Below are 23,045 nucleotides of genomic sequence, written 5' to 3'. Positions count from 1 at the left end.
TACTTTATGCTAATTTCAAACTAAGCTCATATTCATACGTTTTATTAAAAATTGTTGGTTAAAATAATGACTTTAGACAGTCCTCAAGCCGAGCACGTAACCATTAAATCTGTAACAAGCCATAAGCAACTTTCAATATTCATTCGTTTACCTCGACTGCTTTACCATCAATGCCCTGAATATGTTCCCCCATTGGATTATCAATCAAAGGAATTATTGCATCCAAAAAAATCCCCTTTTTTTCGATACGGTATCGTACATTATTTTTTAGCTTGCAAATCTAATCAAGTAGTAGGAAGAATTTCAGCGCATATTGATCCAACAGCTTTAAGACAATGGAAAAAACCTATTGGATTTTTCGGAGCTCTCGATACAATTAATGATCCAATTGTGGTAAAAAAACTAATTGATGCAGCTTGCGAATGGTTAAAAAAACGTGGAATGGAAAAAATAAGAGGCCCTTATGTCCTCAGTACTAATTCAGAAATTGGTACTATGATTGAGGGCCAATCAAGCATTCCTATGATTGGAATGCCGTGGCATCCTAAGTGGATTTCTGAACATATTGAAAAAGTTGGCCTTACAAAAGCAATGGATTTGGTCAGCTATCAAATGAAGTTAACTAATAAAGTAAAAAAACTACATAAAGTTCCCTCGACTATACCATTAACTAGGAAAAATTCAGAAAATATTACTATACGCAAATGGGACAAGAAACACACTATTCGCGATGGTGAAATTGTCAGACAACTTTATAACGATGCTTGGCAAGATAATTGGGGATTTGTGCCCATAACCCCTATTGAAATGACTCATTTGGTAAAAGATCTAAAAACAATGCTAAAGCCAGACGATTACGTTTTGATTGAATATAACAAAATACCGGTTGCTGTAGCATTAATTGTACCTAATTTATATGACATTATTAAGTTTACAGGCCCAACCCCTTCGCCCTTAGGTTGGTTAAAAATAATCACAAAACTAAAATGTCATCAATTCAAGTCTGCAAGAGTTATATTGCTTGGCATTAGTCAATCCATTCGTAATACCGCCATGGGAGCTTTAATGCCTTCACTTATTATTTCTGAGCTTTTCAACCGAGGAGAAAATTTGCCCTATAAAATGGTCGAATTAGGCTGGATTTTGGAAACCAATAAAGGAATGAGACACTTGATTGAACGTATTGCTCCTGAACCTTGCAAAGTTCACCGCATTTATGAAAAAAATATTTAATTAATTTTTAAAATAAACTGTTTTTCAAAACGAGAACGATCAGAAGCTGATAAGCGAACCGTTAAACAAAACGATGTATTTTTATCTTTTCGATAGATAACTTCTCCATGACGATAGAGCCAAGAAAGAGCAGCCCCGTTGTTCAAAGGAATGGTGTAATGAAATTCCTCTCTCATCACGGATAGTTTTTGATCAATAAGATCCAGTAACTTTTCCACATGAAGACCTGTTAAAGCAGATAAACCGATTATGTGATTACTTGAATTTGACCAATCGTGCGAGAAATCTTTATCAATCTTATTCAACACTTCAATGGTATTTTTTTCCCAATCTGGCTTTAAAATACCATTTTTGGCCATAGTTTCAAGTACCTGATTTACATCATAGCGTTGTTCATTAGATTCTGGATGTGCAATATCTCGCACATGTAAAATAATATCTGCTTCTGCTGTCTCTTCTAGGGTTGCACGAAATGCCGCTATAAGTTCAGTGGGCAAATCACTTATAAACCCTACTGTATCAGAAAAAATAACGTTTCTTCCCGATGGCAATACTACTTTTCTCATGGTCGGATCTAGAGTAGCAAAAAGTTGATCTTGTGCATAAACATCTGCATGCGTAAGTCTATTAAAAAGTGTAGATTTCCCTGCGTTCGTGTACCCCACTAGGGCAATAATTGGAAAGGGTAATCGTCGTCTTGCATCTCGATGCAAACCTCGTGTACGACGCACGCGTTCTAAATCTTTTTTTAATTTGATAATACGTTCATCAATCAAGCGCCGATCTGCTTCAATTTGCGTCTCTCCAGGTCCTCCTAAAAAGCCGAACCCTCCTCTTTGACGTTCTAAATGCGTCCAAGATCGAACCAATCGACTTCTTTGATATTGTAAATGAGCAAGTTCAACTTGTAAGGCCCCTTCTTTAGTTTGAGCTCTTTCACCAAAAATATCTAAAATTAAAGCAGTTCGATCAATAATTTTACACAAAAGTTCTTCTTCAAGATTCCGTTGCTGAATAGGGCTAAGTTTTGTATCAAATATAGTAATTGTTACTTGTTTTTCTTTCAAAACATTTTTTAAATATGCTATTTGGCCTTTACCAATTAGAGTAGAAGAACGATAACTTTTTAAATTAAAAATTTCCTGATGACGAATATCAAGCTGAATTGAGGAAGCTAATCCAACTATTTCTTCAAGTCTTGATTGAGAAGTCCTTTTACCACTACGATGTATATGACTGTTCCACGGAACTATAATGGCTGCTTTTTCGATTGAGTTTCTCCAGATTTAACAGTTTATTTAGTCAGCTTTGGTTTCATCAGATGAATTAGATGGTAACTGTATCGGTGTCGAAGGCATAATTGTACTAACAGCATGTTTATAAACAAGTTGAGAATGACTATCCCTCCTTAGTAGAATGGAAAAATTATCAAAACCTGAAATAATCCCTTGAAGTTTGACCCCATTCACCAAGAATACTGTGACCGATAATTTTGAACGTCTTAATTGATTTAAAAAAACATCCTGAATATTTTGATATGGTTCTTTTGACACAACTAGCCCTTCGTTAATTTATTGTGCTTGATAATTTAAATGATTACTATGAGCATTTAAATGTTGTTATTTTTTTCTTCTGAAGAAGTAACTCCTAGTTGTTTTAACTTTCTATGAAGCGCACTTCGTTCCATACCTACAAATCCAGCTGTTCGACTTATATTTCCACCAAATCTCATTAATTGCGCTTGCAAATATTGAGTTTCAAACAAATCTCTAGCTTCTCTAAGAGGTAAACTAATAATATCAGTTTGCGTGTCAACTTTCAATAATCCAGGCGCATTTTGGCCAATATTTGAAGGTAGCATGTCGGTTCGTATAGCTTCAGAAACATTTGGTGGCATCATAATCATAAGTCGCTCCATCAAATTACGCAATTCTCTTATGTTGCCTGGCCAATCATAAGTTTGCAAAGTTGTTAAAGCATCTGCTGAAAGCTCAACTTTAGGCAATCCAGTCAATTCAGAACATCTCTTCAGGAAAATCTGGGCTAATTCAGGGATATCCTCTCTTCTCTCTTTAAGGCTGGGAATTTTCAAAGGTACAACCGCTAAACGATAATATAAATCTTCACGAAAACGACCTAAAGTAATTTCCTGTTGCAGGTCTTTATTCGTTGTAGAGATAATACGCACATCAACTTTTACTCTATGCTCTCCATCCACCCTTTGAAACGTTTGATCTTGTAAAGCTCTAACAATTTTTCCTTGCGTTTCTAAAGGCATATCAGCAACTTCATCAAGTATAAGAGTACCCCCATGTGCTCTTTCCAGCACTCCTGTCCTTCGGTTAACACTTCCATCAGGACGACCTTCAAGGCCGAATAATTCCTCTTCAAATCGACTGGGCGACAATGTTGCACAATTTAATATTAAAAAAGGACCATCCGCACGTTTTGATAGCTTATGTATCGATCGTGCTGCTATTTCTTTTCCTGTACCGGGCGCACCAAAAATTAAAACCCGAGAACCCGTTGGGGCTACTTTATCAATTTGATTTTTAACAATATTAATCGCTTGACTTTGTCCGTCCAATTCAGTTTCCAAGCCACTACGAAAACGTAATTCCGCATTTTCTTGGGCCAACTTTGCGGATTTAAGAGCCCTCTGAACAACCACAAGCAAATGATCTGTTTTGAAGGGTTTTTCAATAAAATCATAAGCACCATGTTGTAACGCTGAAACCGCAGTTTCTATTGTCCCATGCCCAGAAATCATAATCGTCGGAACAGCAGGCTTTTCATTTTGAATTAACTTCAAAATCTCGATCCCATCCATTTTTGATCCTTGAAGCCAAATATCTAAAATAACCAAGGAGGGTCTTCGAGCGTGAAAAGCATTAATCGCAGAATCGGCATCCCCTGCAAGACGTGTAGAATATCCTTCATCTTGTAAAATCCCCTCAATGAGTAACCTGATGTCAGGTTCATCATCAACGATTAAAATTTCATGCCCCATATTTTCCTCGTAATTGAAAAGTCAAAATTGATATTGTACCTTTTCCTTTGATACGGTCTTTTAATTGTAAATCGCCATTATGATCTTCCATAATTTTTTTTACAATCGCAAGCCCTAATCCCGTACCTTTGGATTTATGCGTAACGTAAGGCTCTGTCAAACGTAACCGATCATCTCTAGGCAATCCAACACCATCATCAATAACGTAAATACATACTTTATTCTCTTTTTTTATTAACTCTGTCCAAATATTACCTTGGTTTCCTGAAACCTTATTGCTATTTCTTTCCGCCATATGTATGGCGTCTACAGCATTTTGAAATAAATTAGTTAATGCCTGATTAATTAATCGTTGATCACACATTATGTTAACAGATTCAGCAGGAAAATTAACATAGTAATTTATTTCTGGATGCGCATTACGTTGCAAAATTAATGCTTCGTCAATGATTGGTTGAAGTTTATTTAATGTCATTACTGGTTGAGGCATTCTAGCAAATGAAGAAAATTCATCAACCATTCTCCCAATATCGCATACATGTTTAACAATTGTATCAACACACAAACTAAACGTATGTTGATCAGATTTTATTTCTTTTAAAAACCGGCGTTTCAAACGCTCCGCGGCAAGTTGTATCGGAGTAAGAGGATTTTTTATTTCATGAGCAATTCGCCTCGCTATGTCTGCCCAAGCGGCTTTACGTTGTGCTGCTTGTAATTCGGTAATATCATCAAAAGTAACAACAAACCCTTCGATGATATTACCTCTAATTTCAGGACCAATTTGTACCGATAGAATCCGAACCCCCTCACTAGTCTTAATTTTAATTTCTTCATGTTGTATATCGTGAGGATGATTAATATTTTTTTCCAGCAAACTCGAAAATTCAGGAACAACATCTGTAATTTTTAAACCAACACATTGTGTTAAATCAATACCAAGCAGTTGATTGGCTGAACGATTAGGTAATTCAATATTAGCTTTTTTATCTAAACCAATCACCCCACTTGAAACACCAAATAAAACGGCCTCAGTAAAACGTCTTTTTTCATCAATTTTCTTATTTGCTTGGATTAATTCCGCACGCTGAGCAGACAATTGATTAGTCATTCGATTAAATGCTCTGGACAAATCAGTGATTTCATCATCCTGATGACGTTCAGGCACCATAACCTTTAAATTACCCCTACTTATTTTTTGGGCGGCTAACGTTAATAAACCAACGGGTCGGGCAATTTGATTTGCTAAATACAAACCTAGCAAAATTGCTGCAGCTAGAACTAATAATGCTATTAACGTAAAAATGATAACAAACATGATTTGAATTTTTGAACGGTTTTTACTTAATTGATTATACTGGTCCACAACCTTTTCAGTTTTATACATATGATCAAGTATAGTTGAATCGACAGGTCTTATAATTAACAACATTAAGGGTGGGGTATCGCTTAACCATATAGCAGCACGCACAGTTTGTTCATCAGACGAGTCTAATATAGCCACATCATTATGGGACATTAATGATGGCGTCGCTCTAGGTAATTGTTTGATGTAAGAAATGTTATTTAACAAACCACCCGAAGCAATAATATTTTGTGTTGACGGATTGTAAATAATTGCAGCATTCAATCCCCTTAAAGTTGCCTGAGAATCCAAAATTTGATCCAAGATATTAGGATCATCAAGCAAATCCTGACCAGCCTGAGCTAAATTATTTTGCATACTTTGAATATAATTCGCTAAGGAAAAGGCTTCTGTACGAATATTAGCATTGTGCTCCTGTAAATAGCCTTTCGAGGCTTGTAACGCTTCGCTCAATGCAGTACTGACCCGATTACTAAACCAAATTTGTATGCCATAATGAAACAAAACGGTTGCAAAAATACCTACCAATACTGTTGGAATAGTAGAAATAATTCCAAACAACATGACTAATTTGATATGAATTTTCGAACCAGCCAATCCTCGTCTTCGCTCTGAAATTAAACGCATGATACGCATAAATAAGGTCGAGACTAAAAGAATAAGAACGACAAAGTTAATTAAAGGAATAATCAGCTGTATCAAATGATTGTGTGAGGTAACAATTCCCCCTGAAAGAATGATAAAGGTTGCAATACCAAAAAAAAGAGCAAGCGCAACCAAACTCAAAGTACATTTTGGACCTGAAAGCTTCTCAATAAAATTTTTTAATTTATTTTTTTTAAACTGCCTAAACACAGAATGAAGACTCTTACTTAAATAAAATGTTAAGTTCTCTTATTCTTTTTCGTAACGTATTTCTATTAATGCCCAGTATAGCAGATGCCTTAATTTGGTTACCCTGAGTTTCTAATAACGTTTGCTCAATCAATGGTTTTTCAATTTCAGCGATCATTTGTGCATATAGTTTGCTCACACGCAATCCCTTACTTTCCAAAAAATAGCGACGAATGTAGCGCTCTATCAATAGAGAAAGTGGCAAGGATTTATTAATATCTCTATCACAATTTAAAGATAACTTAATATTTAAATTAGTCCTAACCAAATCTTCAGAAATGATTTGATTAGGGTATAATATCGATAAACGTCGAATAAAATTTTCGAGCTCTTTTATATTGCCTGGCCATGAATACCGTTTAAGAGCATCAATACCCCCATCTGTAACCGTTGTGATAAAATTATATTTTGATAAAAAGAAACACACTAGTGATGGAATGTCTTCAGTGCGCTCGCGCAGAGAAGGAACATTAATAGGAACGCTGTTCAAATGGTAATATAAATCTTCTCTAAATTTTCCTTGTTGCACAAGATGAAGTAAGTTTACCTCTGTAGCTGAAATAATTCGAGTTGAAAATTCATTTCTTCTCAGTCTATTAAATTTTGACTGATTTTCGATCCAATGTATTATTCTTTTTTGTGTTATCAATGGCAGCAATTCAATATTTTCTAAATACAAAGTTCCATTTTCACACCGCTCAAATATATTAGATTGAATTAAATTTTTATGAGTATCCGGAAAAAAAAATTGCTGAACCTCTTTTTCATCTAGAACAGATAGATTAATAGATACAAAAGGATAGGAGTTCCTAGGACTATGATCATGTAATATTCTAGCAATAAAGTGTTTACCTGTGCCACCCTCCCCATACAAAAGAACATTTAAATCATAATTTGTTAATCTGGCGATAATTTGATAAATATTTCGTATAAATAATGATTTACCTATCAAAGGTAATTTCTCATCAAAATCTTTTATTAAACTCAAATTATTTTTTTCTTGTCTACTGTGAATTGCATGACGGACTGCTAGAATAAGTTTATCAAGGTCAAAAGGCTTTGACATATATTCAAGAAAATTTTCTTTTTCTATTCTTAAATCCGTTGCAAAATTCGATAAAGCTCTAAGGGTAAGAATGGGAAGTGATGGATTTAAACGCTTGATTTTTAATATAATCTCAGGCTTACTCACATCTGTTATAACCACGTCACCTTGCCCAGCCTCTATCCAATCGCACAACTCGATTGCACTATCAGTTAAAAGTACATGATATTCAGCCTGAGTTAATGCCTGTTCTAATAAAATACGAACAGAACGATCATCATTTATGATGAGAAGAATTTTAGCTCGACTGGTCATTAATTCCCTATGATTTTTAAGACTTTAAACTTTCAAAGAAAGATAAATATTAGCATTCATTTTATTATTTTTACTGACACTATTAATGGTATCCTTGTAGTTATTAGTAATTTTTGCATTCAAAACAAAGCTTAATTTTTTACAAAGAGCATCATGCTGGCAAAAAAAATAAATGATTTTTAATTTAATATTTTTTCAATACCATCATCGTTATCTTTATTTAAAATTAACAAAAACAATTTTTTTCTGATTTTGTTTCACTTAATTGTTAACCTAAATCCTATTAATTGGTCGATGAATCACATATTAAGTATAGACGCAAAATCTAAGAGATTAATGCGATTAAGATTACGTAAAAAAGTGTTTTCTTACTATAATATTATTAAAAAAAGTTAGATAGGAGTATCCAATTCTATTTTGGAATCAAAAAACTGATGGATAGCGTTTTTAACTTCAATAGAATTATTCATATAATTAATTGCCGCTCTAAATGATGCAGAACCCGACAAACCAGATGAATACCAAGCAATATGTTTACGAGCTAAACGAAGGCCGAATTCATTACCATAATAATTTAATATAGCCTCTAAATGAAGTAAAAGCGTATTTTTTTTCTCTAATAAACTTGGCTCTTGAACCGATGTACCTTTTTGAAAATACTTTATTAGCTGCCCCAACAGCCAAGGTTTTCCATAAATACCTCTCCCAACCATAAACCCATCTGCCTGAGAATGTTCTAAAGCAATCGTAGCCGTTTTAACGTCTACAATATCCCCGTTCACAATCACAGGTAACGAAACAGCTTCTTTAACTCTTCTAACAAATGCCCAATTTGCAACACCCTTATAAAGTTGATTCCGAGTTCTGCCATGAACCGTAATCATTTTAATCCCACTTTGCTGGGCAATTTGCGCAAGATGAGGAGCATTCAAATGATCATAATCCCACCCCATACGCATTTTCAAAGTAACAGGGATATTAACGGCTTTGACAACAGCTTCGAGAATTAAAGCTGCCTTGGCTTCATTTTGCATCAATGCAGAGCCAGCTTGTTGACCAACCGCAACTTTTTTTACTGGGCATCCAAAGTTGATATCGATAATATCTGCTCCTCTTCCCTCTGCAATTTTGGCAGCTTCTGCCATAGCCTGTGGATCTGAGCCTGCTAATTGAATAGAATTAAGTCCAGCAGTAATCGGCTCAGCCATCTGTAACGTAGTTTTATTTTTACGTATCATTGCCCAAGAGGCTATCATCTCCGAGACAACCAATCCTACGCCAAAGTCAGTTACCAACTGACGAAAAGGGTAATCTGTTACTCCTGCCATAGGGGCCAACATAATAGGCACTTCTATAATTTTATTATTTTCAAGAATAATTGGCTTTATTCTTAAAGGTTTAGAGTTATTTTCTTTCACAACGATCCAAATTTAAAAATTATTAAACAATTTACATACACTAAGTAACAAAAATAACACTTTTAAGTCGTTTTTGGAAAAAACACTTGACGTAAGAGTAAATAAATCGCATTTCCAATTGTTATGCGTATAGCCGTTATACTTCTTGCTGCCGGTTCAGGCAAACGATTTAGTGAAAATTCAGAGCTTCCCAAGCAGTTTATTAACTTACTTGGGCACCCGGTAATTTATCATGCCGCTCAAGCTTTTTTGCCGCATGTAGATTGCATACAACCTGTAGGCGATACCACTATCCTTAATAAATTAATGTCCAAGTTAAGCAGTAGTAAAATTTTACCTACAGTTTGCGGCGGAATTGAACGACAACATAGCGTCTATGCAGGAGTAGAAGCCCTTTCTAAACTACCCCGTTTACAGCAACCCGATATTGTACTTATACATGATGGGGCCAGACCAAACGTACCCCCGTACCTTATTCAAAATATAATTAAAACATTACAAAACGTTTCAGCTGTTATTCCGGCAGTCCCAGTTGCAGAAACATTAAAACGAAATCGAGATGGTTTTATTGATTGTACCATTATTAGGGAAAATTTATTTAGAGCTCAAACCCCACAAGGTTTTCACTTTAAACCTTTATTACACATTCATCGCCAAGTCACAGGTTTGAATGCCACGGATGATGCTTCTTTGTTTGAACAAGCTGGTTTACCGGTAAAGATTATAGAAGGTGACGAAAGTAATATTAAACTAACCTATCCAAATGATTTAAAAAGATTGGAATGTTTTATGAAAAAATCATTATATCCAAGAATGGGTTCGGGTTTTGACGTTCATGCTTTTGTTGACAACAGACCTCTTTATTTATGCGGAATAAAAATACCCTATGAACGAGGATTAATGGGGCATTCTGATGCAGATGTAGGGCTGCATGCACTCTGTGATGCCATTTATGGTGCTTTAGCTGAGGGCGATATAGGTACACATTTTCCTCCTGCGGATGCACAGTGGAAAAATGCAGACAGTAAACAGTTTTTAATACATGCCCGCGAGAGACTTAAACTAAGAGAGGGCAATATTATTAATTTAGACATAACGCTTATATGCGAACGTCCAAAATTGCGACCCTATGTGGATGGAATGAGAACAAAAATCGCAGATTTATTAAAAATAAACATTGGCCGGGTATCGATTAAAGCTACAACAACAGAAAAACTTGGGTTTACTGGTAGAGAGGAAGGCATAGCTTGCCATGCTATCGCATCAATTCTTATACCTGACAACACAAATTAATTTTACAACATCTCCGTTTATTACACTATCCATTAGCTTATAATTTTAGAATAAAAACTAACCATACATAATTTTACTTTTATCTCAAATTAAAATGGATGAAATCTATTTAAGTGAATTGATCTTACTTTACACATCATTTCAAAAAATAGGAAACTAACAAAGTATAGACAAAAAACTATAAGCGTCTTCTATATCTGTTTTTATTTCCGTGTGCTTTTTCTCTTGTTCACGATCTTGACCCCAAACTTTAGATTGATACAATTCATCAAAAAAAGCTATGGTGTAGGCTTCACTCGGAGAGTATACTCGTTCAACAATAAGTATTGAGAGAATAAAACTACCAAGTGACGGTACCAAAAGAGTCATTGCAGTTAACTTAGCATCACTTAAATTCATAAGATAGTTTTTTATTTGTTTTATACCTTCGAAATCTTGAATAATAGGCATAACACCTAAGGTTGTTTTAACACTAAATCCAAATTTATTTTCAAACAACTTTATGGCTGGTAACCATGCTTCTTTTTGTCTTGCTAATAATTGAGCAGAGTTGTCCGAAAAATAACAAAGACAATCACTGTTAAAATAAGGAATCAAGGCGTTAATGTAAATGTCTCGCTTTGGAGATATTTTTTCAATCATTGTACCAACAATTCTTGTCATCGGCAATTTTTGATAACTAACAACATCTCCTTTGGTTTTAGCTACATTTCTCCATTCTTGCGCAATACAATTGGCCATTTTAAGAGTATCAACCTCCAATATTGTTTTTCCTGGCAAGACAATTGGTTTTTTATCCAACAATATTCTAAAACAACTATGCACTTTTTCAACATGCACGGTTTCCCAAAATTTTTTCAACGTTATAACCACTGTAATGCCTTTATAATCTTCAATATCAAGTAATTAAGCCTAATGCTTATTGACCTAAAGCTCTTTCCTTAGTTAACGCATCTGAGCAATAGTCTGGTCTATTAAGCTTTGCCTTTTGCATACTATTTATCATTAAAGAAAACATCTTCTCTTTATTTTTCTCAAATTTAGCCATAGGGTTTGAAAAGGTTCCCGTTAAATTAATAGGAGTAGAAACGTTAAATAGTCCCAAATATACCCTAGGTATAAAATGAAAATTAAGAGTGTGATAATCCATGTTTACTTTGCCCGTACCGCTCAAGGTAAATTGATCAGTATCCAAAATAAAATTTTCAAATTTAATCAGATTTCCTTGAACTGTGGTCAAAATGGCTAAACACTTTGCATCAACTCCTTCACCAAAAGGCAAATTTTCCGATGTCTTTCCTATAAAATGTTTAATTCCTGCTACATTTAACTTTCCTTTTGAACCCACAAACGCCAACTGCCCATCTATTCTAGGAGCAATTTGTTTGGGACTGCCTTTTTTAGCAATAATTTTACCGGAAAGCTCTACATGTCCAGAATAAAGCGAGGGTAGATTGAGATAGTTTTCAATCCATTTCATTGGAATAAGAGATTGATGAATTTGAATTAAAATTTGTCCATTCGATGGAAATAAAGGGAAAACAATAGAAGCGTAAATTTTATCGTGGGCATTGGTTAAAGCAAATTGTTTTAAGGATAAAATTCCATTTTCAAGCTTTATAGGGGCAATAAACCGATCAAAATTAAAAGTATCAATGGCGATCATTGAACTTTTTATGGTTCCGCTTAAATTTACATTTTGTAAAAAATTAGCCTTTGTATACAAAAAAAGTTTTTTATAGGATGAAAGATTTAATAAAAATTTACCTTTAAATTCAGTACAATCCCCTTTTAATATCCCTAACGAATTCGAAAAATATGTAAATTTATTCAAATGGGAATCTATAACCAATTTTATTTTATCTTTATATAAAATCCCTTTTACATCAGTCAAAATATTACCATACTCAACACTCCCAGCTACAGGGGTATACACAGATGTACCAGGCCATAACAATTGCTGAAATTTTTCAAATGAATCAAATTGAATTTTTACTTTAAATAGTCGATTATCAATGCTTCCCTTAACATTAGCAGTCAATGGGCCTTTTAGAGAATTTGACGACAAAGTTATATTTTCGACTTTATAATTAAGTTGATTTGTCAGTTGCCCAGAATTAAATTGAAGGTTTTGAAATTGAGGATGAGCTTTTCCATCTTTATCAAAGTAGGTATCGTTTACCATTGAAGTAAAGGTAACATTTTGGATTGGGGGCAATTTTGCACGGGGGAATAAAAAATTAATATCATTTAAATCCAATACGGTGCCCCGTAAAAACAAATCGTATTTTTTAAAATTAAAAAAATCTTTAACATACCCATTAAGGTGCAAACTTGCAACATTTTGTTTATGAATATATTCATTTAAATTAATTTGTAACTTAACAGGCACATGGTTTGGTGTCCATTTCGATACAGTTTCTTCATCCTGCCAATTTAATCTACCTGTAATTTTAAATGAAGCTTGATGCTTATCTCCTTCTAAGTCGAAATGCGTTTTGCCAATATCAGAAAGATTTATATTTACATTATTAAAATGCACTTGAGCCCATTTATGTCGAACCCTATCATCAAATGTACAATTTACGTTCGTCAGCTGAATCGCATCTAGACGCATCTGCCATTTCATTTTATCTTTTTTTTCCTCGATTTTTATCGGTATAAAATTATCTTTTTTTAAAGTTGAAAAAAGCCAATTTTTATTCCCTTTTTCATCAACCTCGAGGTGCACTTGGACGTTATCAAGATAAAGTGAGTCAAAATGAACATCTTTTTTTAGTAACGACACCAAATTAATTGTGGTTTTCAATCGTGCCGCCGTCATAAAAGGAATCTCTTTTATGTTTGCAGAATTAAACAAAAAAATTTTCTGAGCTGTAATTTGCGGCCAAGGAAAAAGATGAAATTCAACTTGATTCAAAATTAACTTTTTTCCTGTTTGCTTTTCAACCGAATCGTATAATCGTGAAAGCACTAGTTTTTGATCAATAAAATGATTAGTCAAAACCAAACTTATTCCAAATGCTCCTAAAATTCCCAGAAACAAGTAAAAAATAATGCGTTTTTTTTTCATCTGTTTACTCTGTAGGCTTTTTTAAGTTCTGGACAGGTAAACCCAAGACAACGGAACGTGTCTTTCATATGTCGAGGTAAAGGGGCTTCGGCAATCAACCGTCCCCCTGAAGGATGAGGAATTTCAATCATTCGTGCATGAAGATGTAATTTATCTGGAAATCCATCAATCACAGTCACATCTTTACAATATTTCTTGTCTCCCAAAATAGGAGTATTCATTTCTGCACAATGTACGCGCAACTGATGCATCCGCCCTGTCAAAGGATAAAGTTCTACCCATGCGAATTTTCGTGCGGCAAACTCTTTAACTTGGTATTCCGTCTCCGCATAAAGTCCATCTTTGTCTTTTTGGCTGGTTGGTTGCATAAAGGATCCATATTGAGATTCTTTTTTGACCAAAGGCAATACAATACGACCAGACAAAGGAGAAGGACGTCTTATAGTGACAGCCCAATAGGTTTTTTTTACATTCCTCCCTCTAAAGCTAGCCGCTAGCTTAGAAGCAGCAGCAGGATGCTTCGCAATAAGCAATATACCAGAAGTATCTTTATCAAGACGATGGACTAGGGTTGGTCTAAATTTACTTCTACCTTGCAGCACCTCTAAGGCGCCGTCTACATGGTGTAATATATTGCTCCCTCCCTGAACCGCTATACCTGAAGGTTTGTTTAAAACAAATACGTCCTCATCTTCATAAAGTATCCACTGAGCAATTTCATTTTGTAAAATATTGGGAATAGGTCTAGTTTTATGCGCTAATGACGAGGATGGGTCATTCATTATTTCTGGAAAACGAACGATATTTTCAGGAAACAAATGCACTGAAGCTTGAACTCTTTTACCATTTACTCTTATTTGACCTGTACGACAAAGTTTTTGAATGATTCCTTGTGTAAATTGAGCATTTTGTCGTTTAATCCAGCGATCTAGACGTACTTCACCATCGCCATTTTCTACGCGAAGTGTTAAAATTTTCATGACGACTTTTTATTCCTTAACTGATTCCAATAATTTACCTCTTGAAAAATAGCTTCCTCCATATTTTTAAAAAAAAGAGTAAATCTTTTGCTTTCCCAAAGCCTATGAAGAGTAATTTTGACCTGAAACACCTTCTTTTATATCATGATTATATTGATACCCTTTATTATATCTTAAATTTTTCATTATCGCAGTTATGCATTTAAAATATGCTTTGATGGCATGAGGCTTTTCATTGTTTTACAATGTCACAAGCTTTACAGACAGAAATTAATTTAAAATAGGTAGCTAAGTATACTACCTGCTCTGACAATGCAATTCCTTCGGGAAACTTCAAACGCTCATAAGTTTGCCAGGCTGCAATTGCCAGTGTGAGTAAACTTAATAAAGCCAAACCTACATCTTCAGAGGCAAAACGGATTATTTATCTATCGGTATAATTTAAATCTTCTCTTTTTCCACTCTTCTCATATACCAATAAAGCGCTGCGTCCGGATTAGATCCTCACAATCATTTACGTAGGCACAAATCAAATTATAGTGTTCGTCTCGATTTTTAGCATAAAAAGCACTCGTTTCTATAAAAGATCTTTCAACATAAACTATCGGTAAACTAATTTTTGAATTACAATATTTTTTTAACATATTTGAGAACATACGTGCGTTCTTATCAATAAAACAATATGAAATGTGTTTAATTTAAAAATAAAATTCTATATTTAAAAAATTTTCTTATTTTTCGATATTTATTAAATAAATAAGCGTAAGCTAATAAGCTACTCCTATGGAGTTTTTTCAATACAATAAGGGGATTTCAGCATACTTAATACTGCCATTCAGTCCAACATATTAATCCTTTTCATAGCTTTACCATTTTTACCTCATGGTCCTACATAATTAAACAGTCACTACATGATTTTACCATAAACCTACTTTAATCAGCTTTAATGTTGCTTATGCATTCGTCCTACCGCTGAACAACAAACGATCAATCTTACATGCTGCACTTGTCTGCTTTCAGATTAACTTTGTGCCACACTTTTTTAATCTATCGAAATTGTATCACGTTTACGCCAAAGATTTTTAAACCACCACTATTGATGACCCGATGCAAGATTTTACCTTAAATCAGTGTATTTATAGTGATATTTTTTGCCTATCCACTAGCTAAGTAGTAAGCTATATAGCACAATACAACAATTGCATGAGTGTAAAAATCAAGTCCACAAGTTTTTACGATGTTTTAACAATAAACTAAGAAGCACTTCACTATCAACACTATAATACTAGTTGTGTATCAAAGTAGTTAAAGTGGCACCCTTGGTGTTCACAGAACATTTTTTCCATGCAGCAATAACTAATTCATTAAGCTATATAGTCAAAAAACCACATTGTTTCAGAGAAATGTTGTAAGTAGGCCAGGCTAATTGATGATCTTAAATTCTTATAATACCACAGAAAATAGACACCAAAATAATAATGATTTAGTTCAACAATTTCCTAAAAATTTAGATTACCTAACTAAACACACATATTTGAAAAATGAATAAATTTTTTAAAAATTATTATCATTAATGACTTTACCATTCATCAATATTGCGCTTCTGGCAGCCACTCCTATAGTAAATAAATTTATAAAATATTTTTTATTTTTATAACCTTAAACGATTCTTGCAGAGCATGAAGACTGAATAAATAGCGATGAAAGACTAACCAGCAAGCCCAACTCACAATTACCCCCAACATCACAGGATATTACAACAGCGTTTAGTTTAAATGGTATTAATCACAATCTAGCGCCAAACCAATCTAAAGTTCTGTTTTTATAGTATAATTTTGTGGGATAAATAGTATTAACTTACCATCACAATAGCAAAGAACAGTACGTTGGTGTACAAATCGCTAAGCTTAATCCATCTAGATAACAATGCTCGAGAAAAACTTTTTCAGGATGGCTAGTATCGTTATTAATTATTCGAGACAAAGATTCCCCTTTTTGTTTCAACATCGCTTCTTTAAGCGTCCATATACGCCAGAATATAGCCAACTTTCTATCGTCAGGTTCCATATATATTCTTTTTTTTTCATCTTTACTGAATATTTTTTCAACTAGTCTTTGCCAGTTATTTCTTGGTCGGAGAATTTCAATATCACATCCCACCGCCCCTTCATCACTGAGCAAAAGAGCTATATGATTGCCACTGTGACTAATGTTAAACCAACAAGATAATCCACCATTAAACTCCGGTTTTCCATATCGGTTATACGTAATCTCTGGTAAAGAAAGAGGATAAAGGGCCTGACTAAGCAAAACCCTTCCAGCCAGCCACTCATTTCGTCGATGATCGTTTGGTGCATGTTGAAAAATGACTGGTATAAGGTCTTCGGCCTGTTTTTCTAATTCAGCGATATTTCCTCTCAGCAACTTATATATGAGGGACTCCTATGTTTTTAATTATCCCAATCAAGTTGATCCTGCCTGATCCAGCCGTATTTTTCCCGTAGTTACACGGGTTTCATCCCTCATAAAAGAAAATGAAAATGACATTGTTGATGTTTTTGGCAAACTCAGTAGGCACAGCAAATACGACATATCAGGGCGCATAGCATGTATAAATTTTACCTTTTCAAACACAACCGTATGAGTATTGGGGAAAAATGATAATAGTCGCTTTAGTACGATTTCGGTCTGAATAGCACCAGGAACAACCGGAAGATTTAAAAAATGTTCATCAAACACCGGATGGTCTTTATAAAACCGGACTTGAACAGGATGAACAATTGATGCATTTTGTGAGCCACAGTCTATCTCCCAAACTGGAACATTTGGATTATCTGCTCCACGAAGAACTTTTTGTATCCCAGAGTAAAGTGATTTGGTGACGATATTAATTGATGTTGCTATTATTTCACCACTTTCAGTTGTTACACTACTTGTAACTCTGAAATTATTATTTATTAACTCACAGTTGCCAAAAATAATCATCTTAGCCGACGTTTTATTCAGGGTAGTCTGAAAATGCTCAATCATTCCTGGCAAATAAAATGACAAATTATCAGGAGGATAAAGTTCTTCCACCAATCTGGATGCGAACTGATTCATACCCTCAAGCATGACCATTTCAGTCAAGTGATTATGACTAAATAACCAATTTTCAGGTGATATTGTTGCTACAGCTCCCTTACTGTTTTGATCAATAGCTAAGGAAGAGCATATGGTAAAATATGTTAATTTTTTCTTATAATTAGTCATCACTTTTATAATTTTTTATCTCATTTTTTATAAATAATATTAGTCTATAATGAAATCATAGCATCATTACTAAATCAGATATTAAAGTGAACGGTTATGCCGGATTTGATACCAGTTTTATTTTACCACTCGGTGTTAGTGGAAATTCAGAAACAATTTTGACTTTACATGAATAAATATTCCAGTTTTCTGACAAAAGAAAACGTATATTTTCCAGCGAAGACTCATCCGTAAATTCTAACACGTTGACATTAATCCCTCCCGCCTCGCAACGGCTAAAGAAATGTCGAATTCCTGTCTGATTCATGATTTGATCGGATATCATTTGAATAGGTACAAAACGACCCTTATATTTGAATTCATTAGCAGTTCTTGCCAGCCAGTAATAACAACCATTACCATCTGTTTCAAATAAGTCACCAGATTGTTGCCATACATCCATTTTTTTTAGAGTAAAATCTTTATCTACATATCCATCAGCGGCATAAGGTGTTCTATAGTACATTTCACTATAACAACTTTCGCTATCCGGAGCTTTCAGTTCAATCTTAATATCTGGTGTCATACAAAAGCCAGGTGCAACCACCCCATATCGACTGTATTTTTCAACATCATTTACTGAATCAAGACATAAGCAAAATATACGAGGACCCGATTCTGTTTGTCCAAAATTATTCCAGAGCGTTTCACAATGCGGTATTATACTTAATGCTTGGGAGACTAGAAGGCGATCCGAAGCATTAAGGATACGTTTTAATCGAAAGCTTCTTCCCTTCAATGCTCTACTAAGGGGAATCATTAAATCACCTATCAGTGGTAACGTTGTAATATTGTATTGCTCAATACTATCGACCGCAAAACTTAGCTGGAAATTTTCAAATATAATTAGACCATTACTAACAAAAGTACAAAGCATAGATGAAAGACCATACATGTACTGTACGGGAAAGAAACAAAGCGTTTTGTCTTCTGGGCTAAGAGCCAAGTATTTTGTAACAGCTATAGCATTCTCGACCAATACAGACTCTCTATACTGAACCAATTTTGGATGACTAGTTGTACCTGATGTCATAAAGAAAAAAAGTGCCTCTTTATAAAGCCCAGTTTCCAACACTGGCACAGGATCACTTGTAATAGTAGCCTTTCCAGTGAGAGAAATTAGTTTAACCTTTTCATGTCCTTCCAGCCTTCGAAAACGATCAAAATTTATAAATGCAGCGAAATGCTCTGTATTCATGGTCTCAAATAATGATGTTAAAGCATTAACACCAAGTAAAATTGCACGCAATTTTAGTCTGGAAGCAATAAAATAACTGAGAACCCCCTCCATATTATTGCTAATCAAAAACACAAAAAGCCTAGTTGAATTAATTTTTTGTTGATAGGAAAGAAGAGTTAATTCATCGCTTAATCTTTTTACCAAAACGCATACGTCTTTCGCAGCCATTTCTTTTCGCGCATCCTTAACTCTCCAAGAATTTTGCAACAATGAATCAAAGCGTATCATTTGTTAAATCCCTCCTAAAAATCAGGATTTTCCAGAATCAACGATGCAGCACCACCTCCCATACCAAAAGAATTTTTTAAAACATATCGTATTGGTTTATATGTTGTCGACCTGACGAACGAGACCCCTTGAGGAAATAGAGGATCTGGTTCATCTAGATTAATAATGGCAGGAATAAAATTATTCTGGAAACTTGCCAGTATGGTAAGAATTTCCATCGCCCCTGCAGCGGCCATCATATGACCATGATTGGATTTTGTTGCTGTCACTGGAGGGGAAGGTTTATTAAACACTCGTGAAATAGCTCGTGCTTCATGAAAATCATTTTGCACAGTGGATGTTGCATGAGCATTAATCATACCAATATCTGCTGGCTCTAATCCCGCATCATCAATCGCGCGCTGCATTGATAATATCATTTCCAGATCGTCGGTATGCGGAGTTAAAATATTCTGAGCACATAATGCCCCCCCGTACCCCTTCAAAAGAGCAAGCGGTTTTGCCTTTCTAGCTCTAATGTTAGATTCTTTTTCCAAAGTGAATAGCACTGCACCCTCTGAAAGCATGAACCCACTACGCCTTCTATCAAAAGGCCGAGAACGATTTTTAAACATAAATTGTTCGTCTGTTGATATTACCCCTATACCCTCCATGCGAGCCAGAGTTACTGGGGTTACTTTTGCTCCGATGCCTCCACATATTGCTGCTTTTATTTCACCCCGGGCAATCGAACGCATTGCCAACCCAACACTTTGAGTTGATGCGCAACAAAGGCCAAGATGTCCATACGTTGTGCCACTAAATGAAATAATGTCATGAACACTATTGATTATGGAAATAGTATCTGTATCAAGACAATCAACAACGCGAAAATAGGAAATAGCTTCGTCAATCTGAGAGCACCGATCGGCCTTTATAGGTTTATTTTTGTTCAACTCTAATATATGATCAACATCAGGTGCGGGCTCTTCAACTCCAACAATGCACCCTATCTCCTCAGGTCGATATATTTCGTTGATATTTAGCTGCTCTTGCAAACGGCGAGCGGCAATTTGAGCATACGTGATATCACCACTACGAAAGCGATTCTTTCTTGGCCAATGGATCAGATCATTTCCTTCGACTGGAACACCTGCATGACTGGTTTTTAAAGAAGAATGATCAAATTTTTTTATCTCAGTTATTCCACTTTTAGAATCCCGAAGATTTTCAAAAATATCTTTGATGGTATTGCCTAAAGGTGTAACGGCACCATATGCAGTAATACAAATGCGATCAGTGTAATCAGCAGTTTTCATTACTTAAATTCCCTGTTTATTTTCAAGAGTGCTCCCCCAAGACCATGCATTACACCAGCCCCATTGAACAATACCCGAGCGCCCGCAGGAATCCGGGCATCGCTTACTGCACATGCAATATCGGTAAAATTATTAATTGCGCCACCATAGCCCGTAAGCGCTTTATAGTTGAACACTGGTACATCGGGAAAAGCAACAGCTATTGCTTCTCGTTCAGCCTTACCTTGAGATAAAATACCATTCTCGTAACTTATAACCACATCTGGAATCCCATAGGCATCGCTTATTTGACCAAACAACCTAAGCCATTCATGTTTTTCATATCTTGGCGCGGGTTGATAAATTTGAGTTACGGTAAGCACTTCGGCCAAGGAGTGCTCACAATCGTGATCAAGATAAGCAACCACCCCTCCCCAAGTAGGAATTATACCAGATTGCTGTGCTTTCTTTTGTCTAAGCTCACCAAACTTTTTAAACATTACGATTTTGTTAAAAGCAAGCATATTCGCGCTATTAATGATCAAAGCCCCATTTTGGGCTGTACCATAGGAAATATCAGCGTGCGCCAGTTTTAATGCTGTAAGTCCACCCGAGGATGCTGCACGGAGTGGTGTACCTTCACTATGATTCTCAAGTACTTTTGATACGTGATATAGAGGATTGGTTGGTAGGAGACGTAACAAGTCAAGCGGGTTGTTGAGTAACTTTAATTCTGAAAGATTTTCCATGAACTTGCCAGGATATTTAGTAAGAACCTCACGTATATCAGAATAATCACTTTCTGAAGGATCGCATACAGAGTAGAGGGTTGCTTTGGACAAAGCGTCTAAAGCTTGTCTTTCGCCCAAATCTGAAAGTGCATTCAATACTATTTTTGAATTAAAGTTCAGTACCGCACGATCTTCCCTTTTAATCATTTTTTTATTAAGTATTTCCGGCGCTATAACCTGATATAAATCATTTTCCTCCGGATCAAGAGCAATTCCTAATGCGACGAGCTCAGATAATTCTTGAAAATTTTTGGCATGCTGATGGTAAACTCCTATACTCTTTAGAAAAACCCCACTCATCCAACAGCCTCCGTATTTTGGAGTTCCTTAATCTTTCGCGAGACAAATTCTAATGAAAAATATTTATACAGCGAACGCACATTTGTTTTTGGATCCAGTTCGACTGGCTGTCCAGAGCAAGCTAACACAAGTTTCAGTTGCTTTATCCCTTCCTCCGTCCAAGTTTGGCTAGTGCCATCATAGTATTCTGACATCGTAGCCAATTTTCCAACAGGCCAGAGATCATCCGTTCCTACAGACAAAGAAAATGCTTTTTTAATTTCAAAAGCAAAATCGATAAAATCTATCGAATTCATATCGTAATCGAGGAAAAGCGACTTATTTACATCTACTTCTTCATTTTCATCGAGGTACATCACCTCTTTAAATACGGATATCGTTTTTTCAAGTGTCGTCATTATACAAATTCCTCTCCATTACCCAGTGCAATTACTGTTCCGGTTGTAGTAATATTGCCTTTCTGAAATGCAATAACTACATTTGTTATATCGTCTACGGTTAAAATTTTTCTTAAAGGAATGTTCTTTAAAATATCCCTTACTTCAATACCTCTATCCTTACAATACGCGTCCAACATTTTGGTTTTTATGTAGCCAGGACTTATGCAAAGTGTTCGAATATTGAATCGGGAAAGTTCAGCCGTCATCCCAGACATATATCGCTCCATTGCCACTTTGGTTGCACCATATAATGTGTTTCCAGGCTTAACTTTTCGTGCAGCTACAGAGCTAATATAAATTAACTTTGTGGGACTTGATTTGTCTGATTTTGACTGCCTAGCTATAACATTAAATATCTTAGCCGCTGAAATAAAGTTGATGTGCGTAACAACTTCGAGTTTTTCTGGTTCCATTTCATCGCACAACGTTGCATTATTTACTCCAGCACAATAAACAAATAAATTTCCATAAAGCAATTTCTCATACCGAATACAAAATTCATTCACATCCATTTTATTCCCTAAATCCAGCCTATATGACTTTGAATTAGGGTATTTTTGCACTATTCTTGATGCTTGCTCTTCATTACTGTTCCAAGTAAAGTTTACATTAAACCCTTGTGCGCTAAGTGCGGTAATAATGTCCCGACCTATGTCCGAGGTACCACCAAAAATCCATGCTTTGGAGCGAGTATTCTTTGTTTCATCTTGTCCATTCATGACTTGTATTCTTCTTAAATAAAATCAAACCTTTTGATGCCCTACCGAGTTATGAAAAGCATCGTAAATTATGAAATCAAAATTAAAAAAATATTTTAAAAATAATTGTAAATTAATTTAATACCCTTAATC

General features: G+C 35.1%; 19 protein-coding genes. 2 read left to right on the top strand and 17 right to left on the bottom strand.

Annotated elements, in window-relative coordinates; all coding sequences use genetic code 11:
• Nucleotides 1-66: 66 nt before the first annotated feature.
• On the top strand, nucleotides 67-1,233 hold the full coding sequence (locus AABE15_RS08755; RefSeq protein ID WP_338330914.1) for a hypothetical protein: 1,167 nt from the start codon (nucleotides 67-69) through the stop codon (nucleotides 1,231-1,233).
• Here the strand turns inward: AABE15_RS08755 and hflX are convergent.
• The 6 genes from hflX to dusB form a co-directional block, all read right to left on the bottom strand.
• The gene (hflX, locus tag AABE15_RS08750) at nucleotides 1,230-2,519 is read right to left on the bottom strand and encodes a GTPase HflX (RefSeq protein ID WP_408870273.1); all 1,290 of its coding nucleotides are present in this window, start codon (nucleotides 2,517-2,519) and stop codon (nucleotides 1,230-1,232) included. The genes AABE15_RS08755 and hflX overlap by 4 nt on opposite strands.
• 12 nt (nucleotides 2,520-2,531) lie before the next feature.
• Nucleotides 2,532-2,786, bottom strand: a complete 255-nt coding sequence (gene hfq / locus AABE15_RS08745) for an RNA chaperone Hfq (protein WP_338330913.1) — start codon at nucleotides 2,784-2,786, stop codon at nucleotides 2,532-2,534.
• A 56-nt stretch (nucleotides 2,787-2,842) separates the two neighbouring features.
• Complete coding sequence (locus tag AABE15_RS08740; protein ID WP_338330912.1) at nucleotides 2,843-4,243, bottom strand: sigma-54 dependent transcriptional regulator; 1,401 nt, start codon at nucleotides 4,241-4,243, stop codon at nucleotides 2,843-2,845.
• A complete protein-coding gene (locus tag AABE15_RS08735; protein WP_338330911.1) occupies nucleotides 4,233-6,464 on the bottom strand; it encodes a PAS domain-containing sensor histidine kinase in 2,232 nt (743 codons plus the stop codon). The genes AABE15_RS08740 and AABE15_RS08735 overlap by 11 nt, the downstream gene beginning before the upstream one ends.
• Before the next feature lie 13 nt (nucleotides 6,465-6,477).
• The gene (locus AABE15_RS08730) at nucleotides 6,478-7,863 is read right to left on the bottom strand and encodes a sigma-54 dependent transcriptional regulator (RefSeq protein WP_338330910.1); all 1,386 of its coding nucleotides are present in this window, start codon (nucleotides 7,861-7,863) and stop codon (nucleotides 6,478-6,480) included.
• 392 nt (nucleotides 7,864-8,255) lie between these two features.
• Entirely contained in the window at nucleotides 8,256-9,203 is a 948-nt protein-coding gene (gene dusB / locus AABE15_RS08725; RefSeq protein ID WP_338330934.1) for a tRNA dihydrouridine synthase DusB, read from the bottom strand.
• Nucleotides 9,204-9,404: 201 nt separating this feature from the next.
• On the opposite strand from dusB, the gene ispF reads away from it, so the two are divergent.
• Nucleotides 9,405-10,574, top strand: coding sequence for a 2-C-methyl-D-erythritol 2,4-cyclodiphosphate synthase (ispF, locus tag AABE15_RS08720; protein ID WP_338330909.1), 1,170 nt, complete (start codon nucleotides 9,405-9,407; stop codon nucleotides 10,572-10,574).
• A 156-nt stretch (nucleotides 10,575-10,730) separates the two neighbouring features.
• Here ispF and AABE15_RS08715 read toward each other — a convergent pair whose 3' ends face one another.
• The 11 genes from AABE15_RS08715 to AABE15_RS08670 form a co-directional block, all read right to left on the bottom strand.
• A complete protein-coding gene (locus AABE15_RS08715) occupies nucleotides 10,731-11,447 on the bottom strand; it encodes an ATP12 family protein (protein ID WP_338330908.1) in 717 nt (238 codons plus the stop codon).
• A gap of 46 nt (nucleotides 11,448-11,493) precedes the next feature.
• A complete protein-coding gene (locus AABE15_RS08710) occupies nucleotides 11,494-13,647 on the bottom strand; it encodes an AsmA family protein (RefSeq protein WP_338330907.1) in 2,154 nt (717 codons plus the stop codon).
• Nucleotides 13,644-14,627 (bottom strand): RluA family pseudouridine synthase, encoded by a 984-nt coding sequence (locus tag AABE15_RS08705; protein WP_338330906.1) that lies wholly within the window; start codon nucleotides 14,625-14,627, stop codon nucleotides 13,644-13,646. The genes AABE15_RS08710 and AABE15_RS08705 overlap by 4 nt, the downstream gene beginning before the upstream one ends.
• A gap of 232 nt (nucleotides 14,628-14,859) precedes the next feature.
• Nucleotides 14,860-15,048 carry a hypothetical protein gene (locus AABE15_RS09285; RefSeq protein WP_408870272.1) on the bottom strand — a complete coding sequence of 63 codons (189 nt, stop codon included), beginning with the start codon at nucleotides 15,046-15,048 and terminating at the stop codon, nucleotides 14,860-14,862.
• 1,442 nt (nucleotides 15,049-16,490) lie between these two features.
• Nucleotides 16,491-17,051 carry a 4'-phosphopantetheinyl transferase AcpT gene (acpT, locus tag AABE15_RS08700; protein ID WP_338330905.1) on the bottom strand — a complete coding sequence of 187 codons (561 nt, stop codon included), beginning with the start codon at nucleotides 17,049-17,051 and terminating at the stop codon, nucleotides 16,491-16,493.
• A gap of 39 nt (nucleotides 17,052-17,090) precedes the next feature.
• Nucleotides 17,091-17,879 (bottom strand): hypothetical protein, encoded by a 789-nt coding sequence (locus tag AABE15_RS08695; RefSeq protein WP_338330904.1) that lies wholly within the window; start codon nucleotides 17,877-17,879, stop codon nucleotides 17,091-17,093.
• A gap of 94 nt (nucleotides 17,880-17,973) precedes the next feature.
• Nucleotides 17,974-19,386, bottom strand: a complete 1,413-nt coding sequence (locus AABE15_RS08690) for an AMP-binding protein (RefSeq protein ID WP_338330903.1) — start codon at nucleotides 19,384-19,386, stop codon at nucleotides 17,974-17,976.
• A 14-nt stretch (nucleotides 19,387-19,400) separates the two neighbouring features.
• The gene (locus AABE15_RS08685; protein WP_338330902.1) at nucleotides 19,401-20,684 is read right to left on the bottom strand and encodes a beta-ketoacyl-[acyl-carrier-protein] synthase family protein; all 1,284 of its coding nucleotides are present in this window, start codon (nucleotides 20,682-20,684) and stop codon (nucleotides 19,401-19,403) included.
• Nucleotides 20,684-21,754, bottom strand: coding sequence for a hypothetical protein (locus AABE15_RS08680; RefSeq protein ID WP_338330901.1), 1,071 nt, complete (start codon nucleotides 21,752-21,754; stop codon nucleotides 20,684-20,686). The genes AABE15_RS08685 and AABE15_RS08680 overlap by 1 nt, the downstream gene beginning before the upstream one ends.
• Nucleotides 21,751-22,152 carry an acyl carrier protein gene (locus AABE15_RS08675; RefSeq protein WP_338330900.1) on the bottom strand — a complete coding sequence of 134 codons (402 nt, stop codon included), beginning with the start codon at nucleotides 22,150-22,152 and terminating at the stop codon, nucleotides 21,751-21,753. Before AABE15_RS08675 ends, AABE15_RS08680 begins: the two co-directional genes overlap by 4 nt.
• On the bottom strand, nucleotides 22,152-22,913 hold the full coding sequence (locus AABE15_RS08670) for an SDR family oxidoreductase (protein WP_338330899.1): 762 nt from the start codon (nucleotides 22,911-22,913) through the stop codon (nucleotides 22,152-22,154). The genes AABE15_RS08675 and AABE15_RS08670 overlap by 1 nt, the downstream gene beginning before the upstream one ends.
• Nucleotides 22,914-23,045 lie beyond the last annotated feature (132 nt).

Origin of the sequence: Commensalibacter sp. Nvir (genome assembly GCF_963921845.1) — a bacterium.
Taxonomy (GTDB): Bacteria; Pseudomonadota; Alphaproteobacteria; order Acetobacterales; family Acetobacteraceae; genus Commensalibacter.
This window is presented reverse-complemented; position numbering and strand designations above follow the sequence as displayed.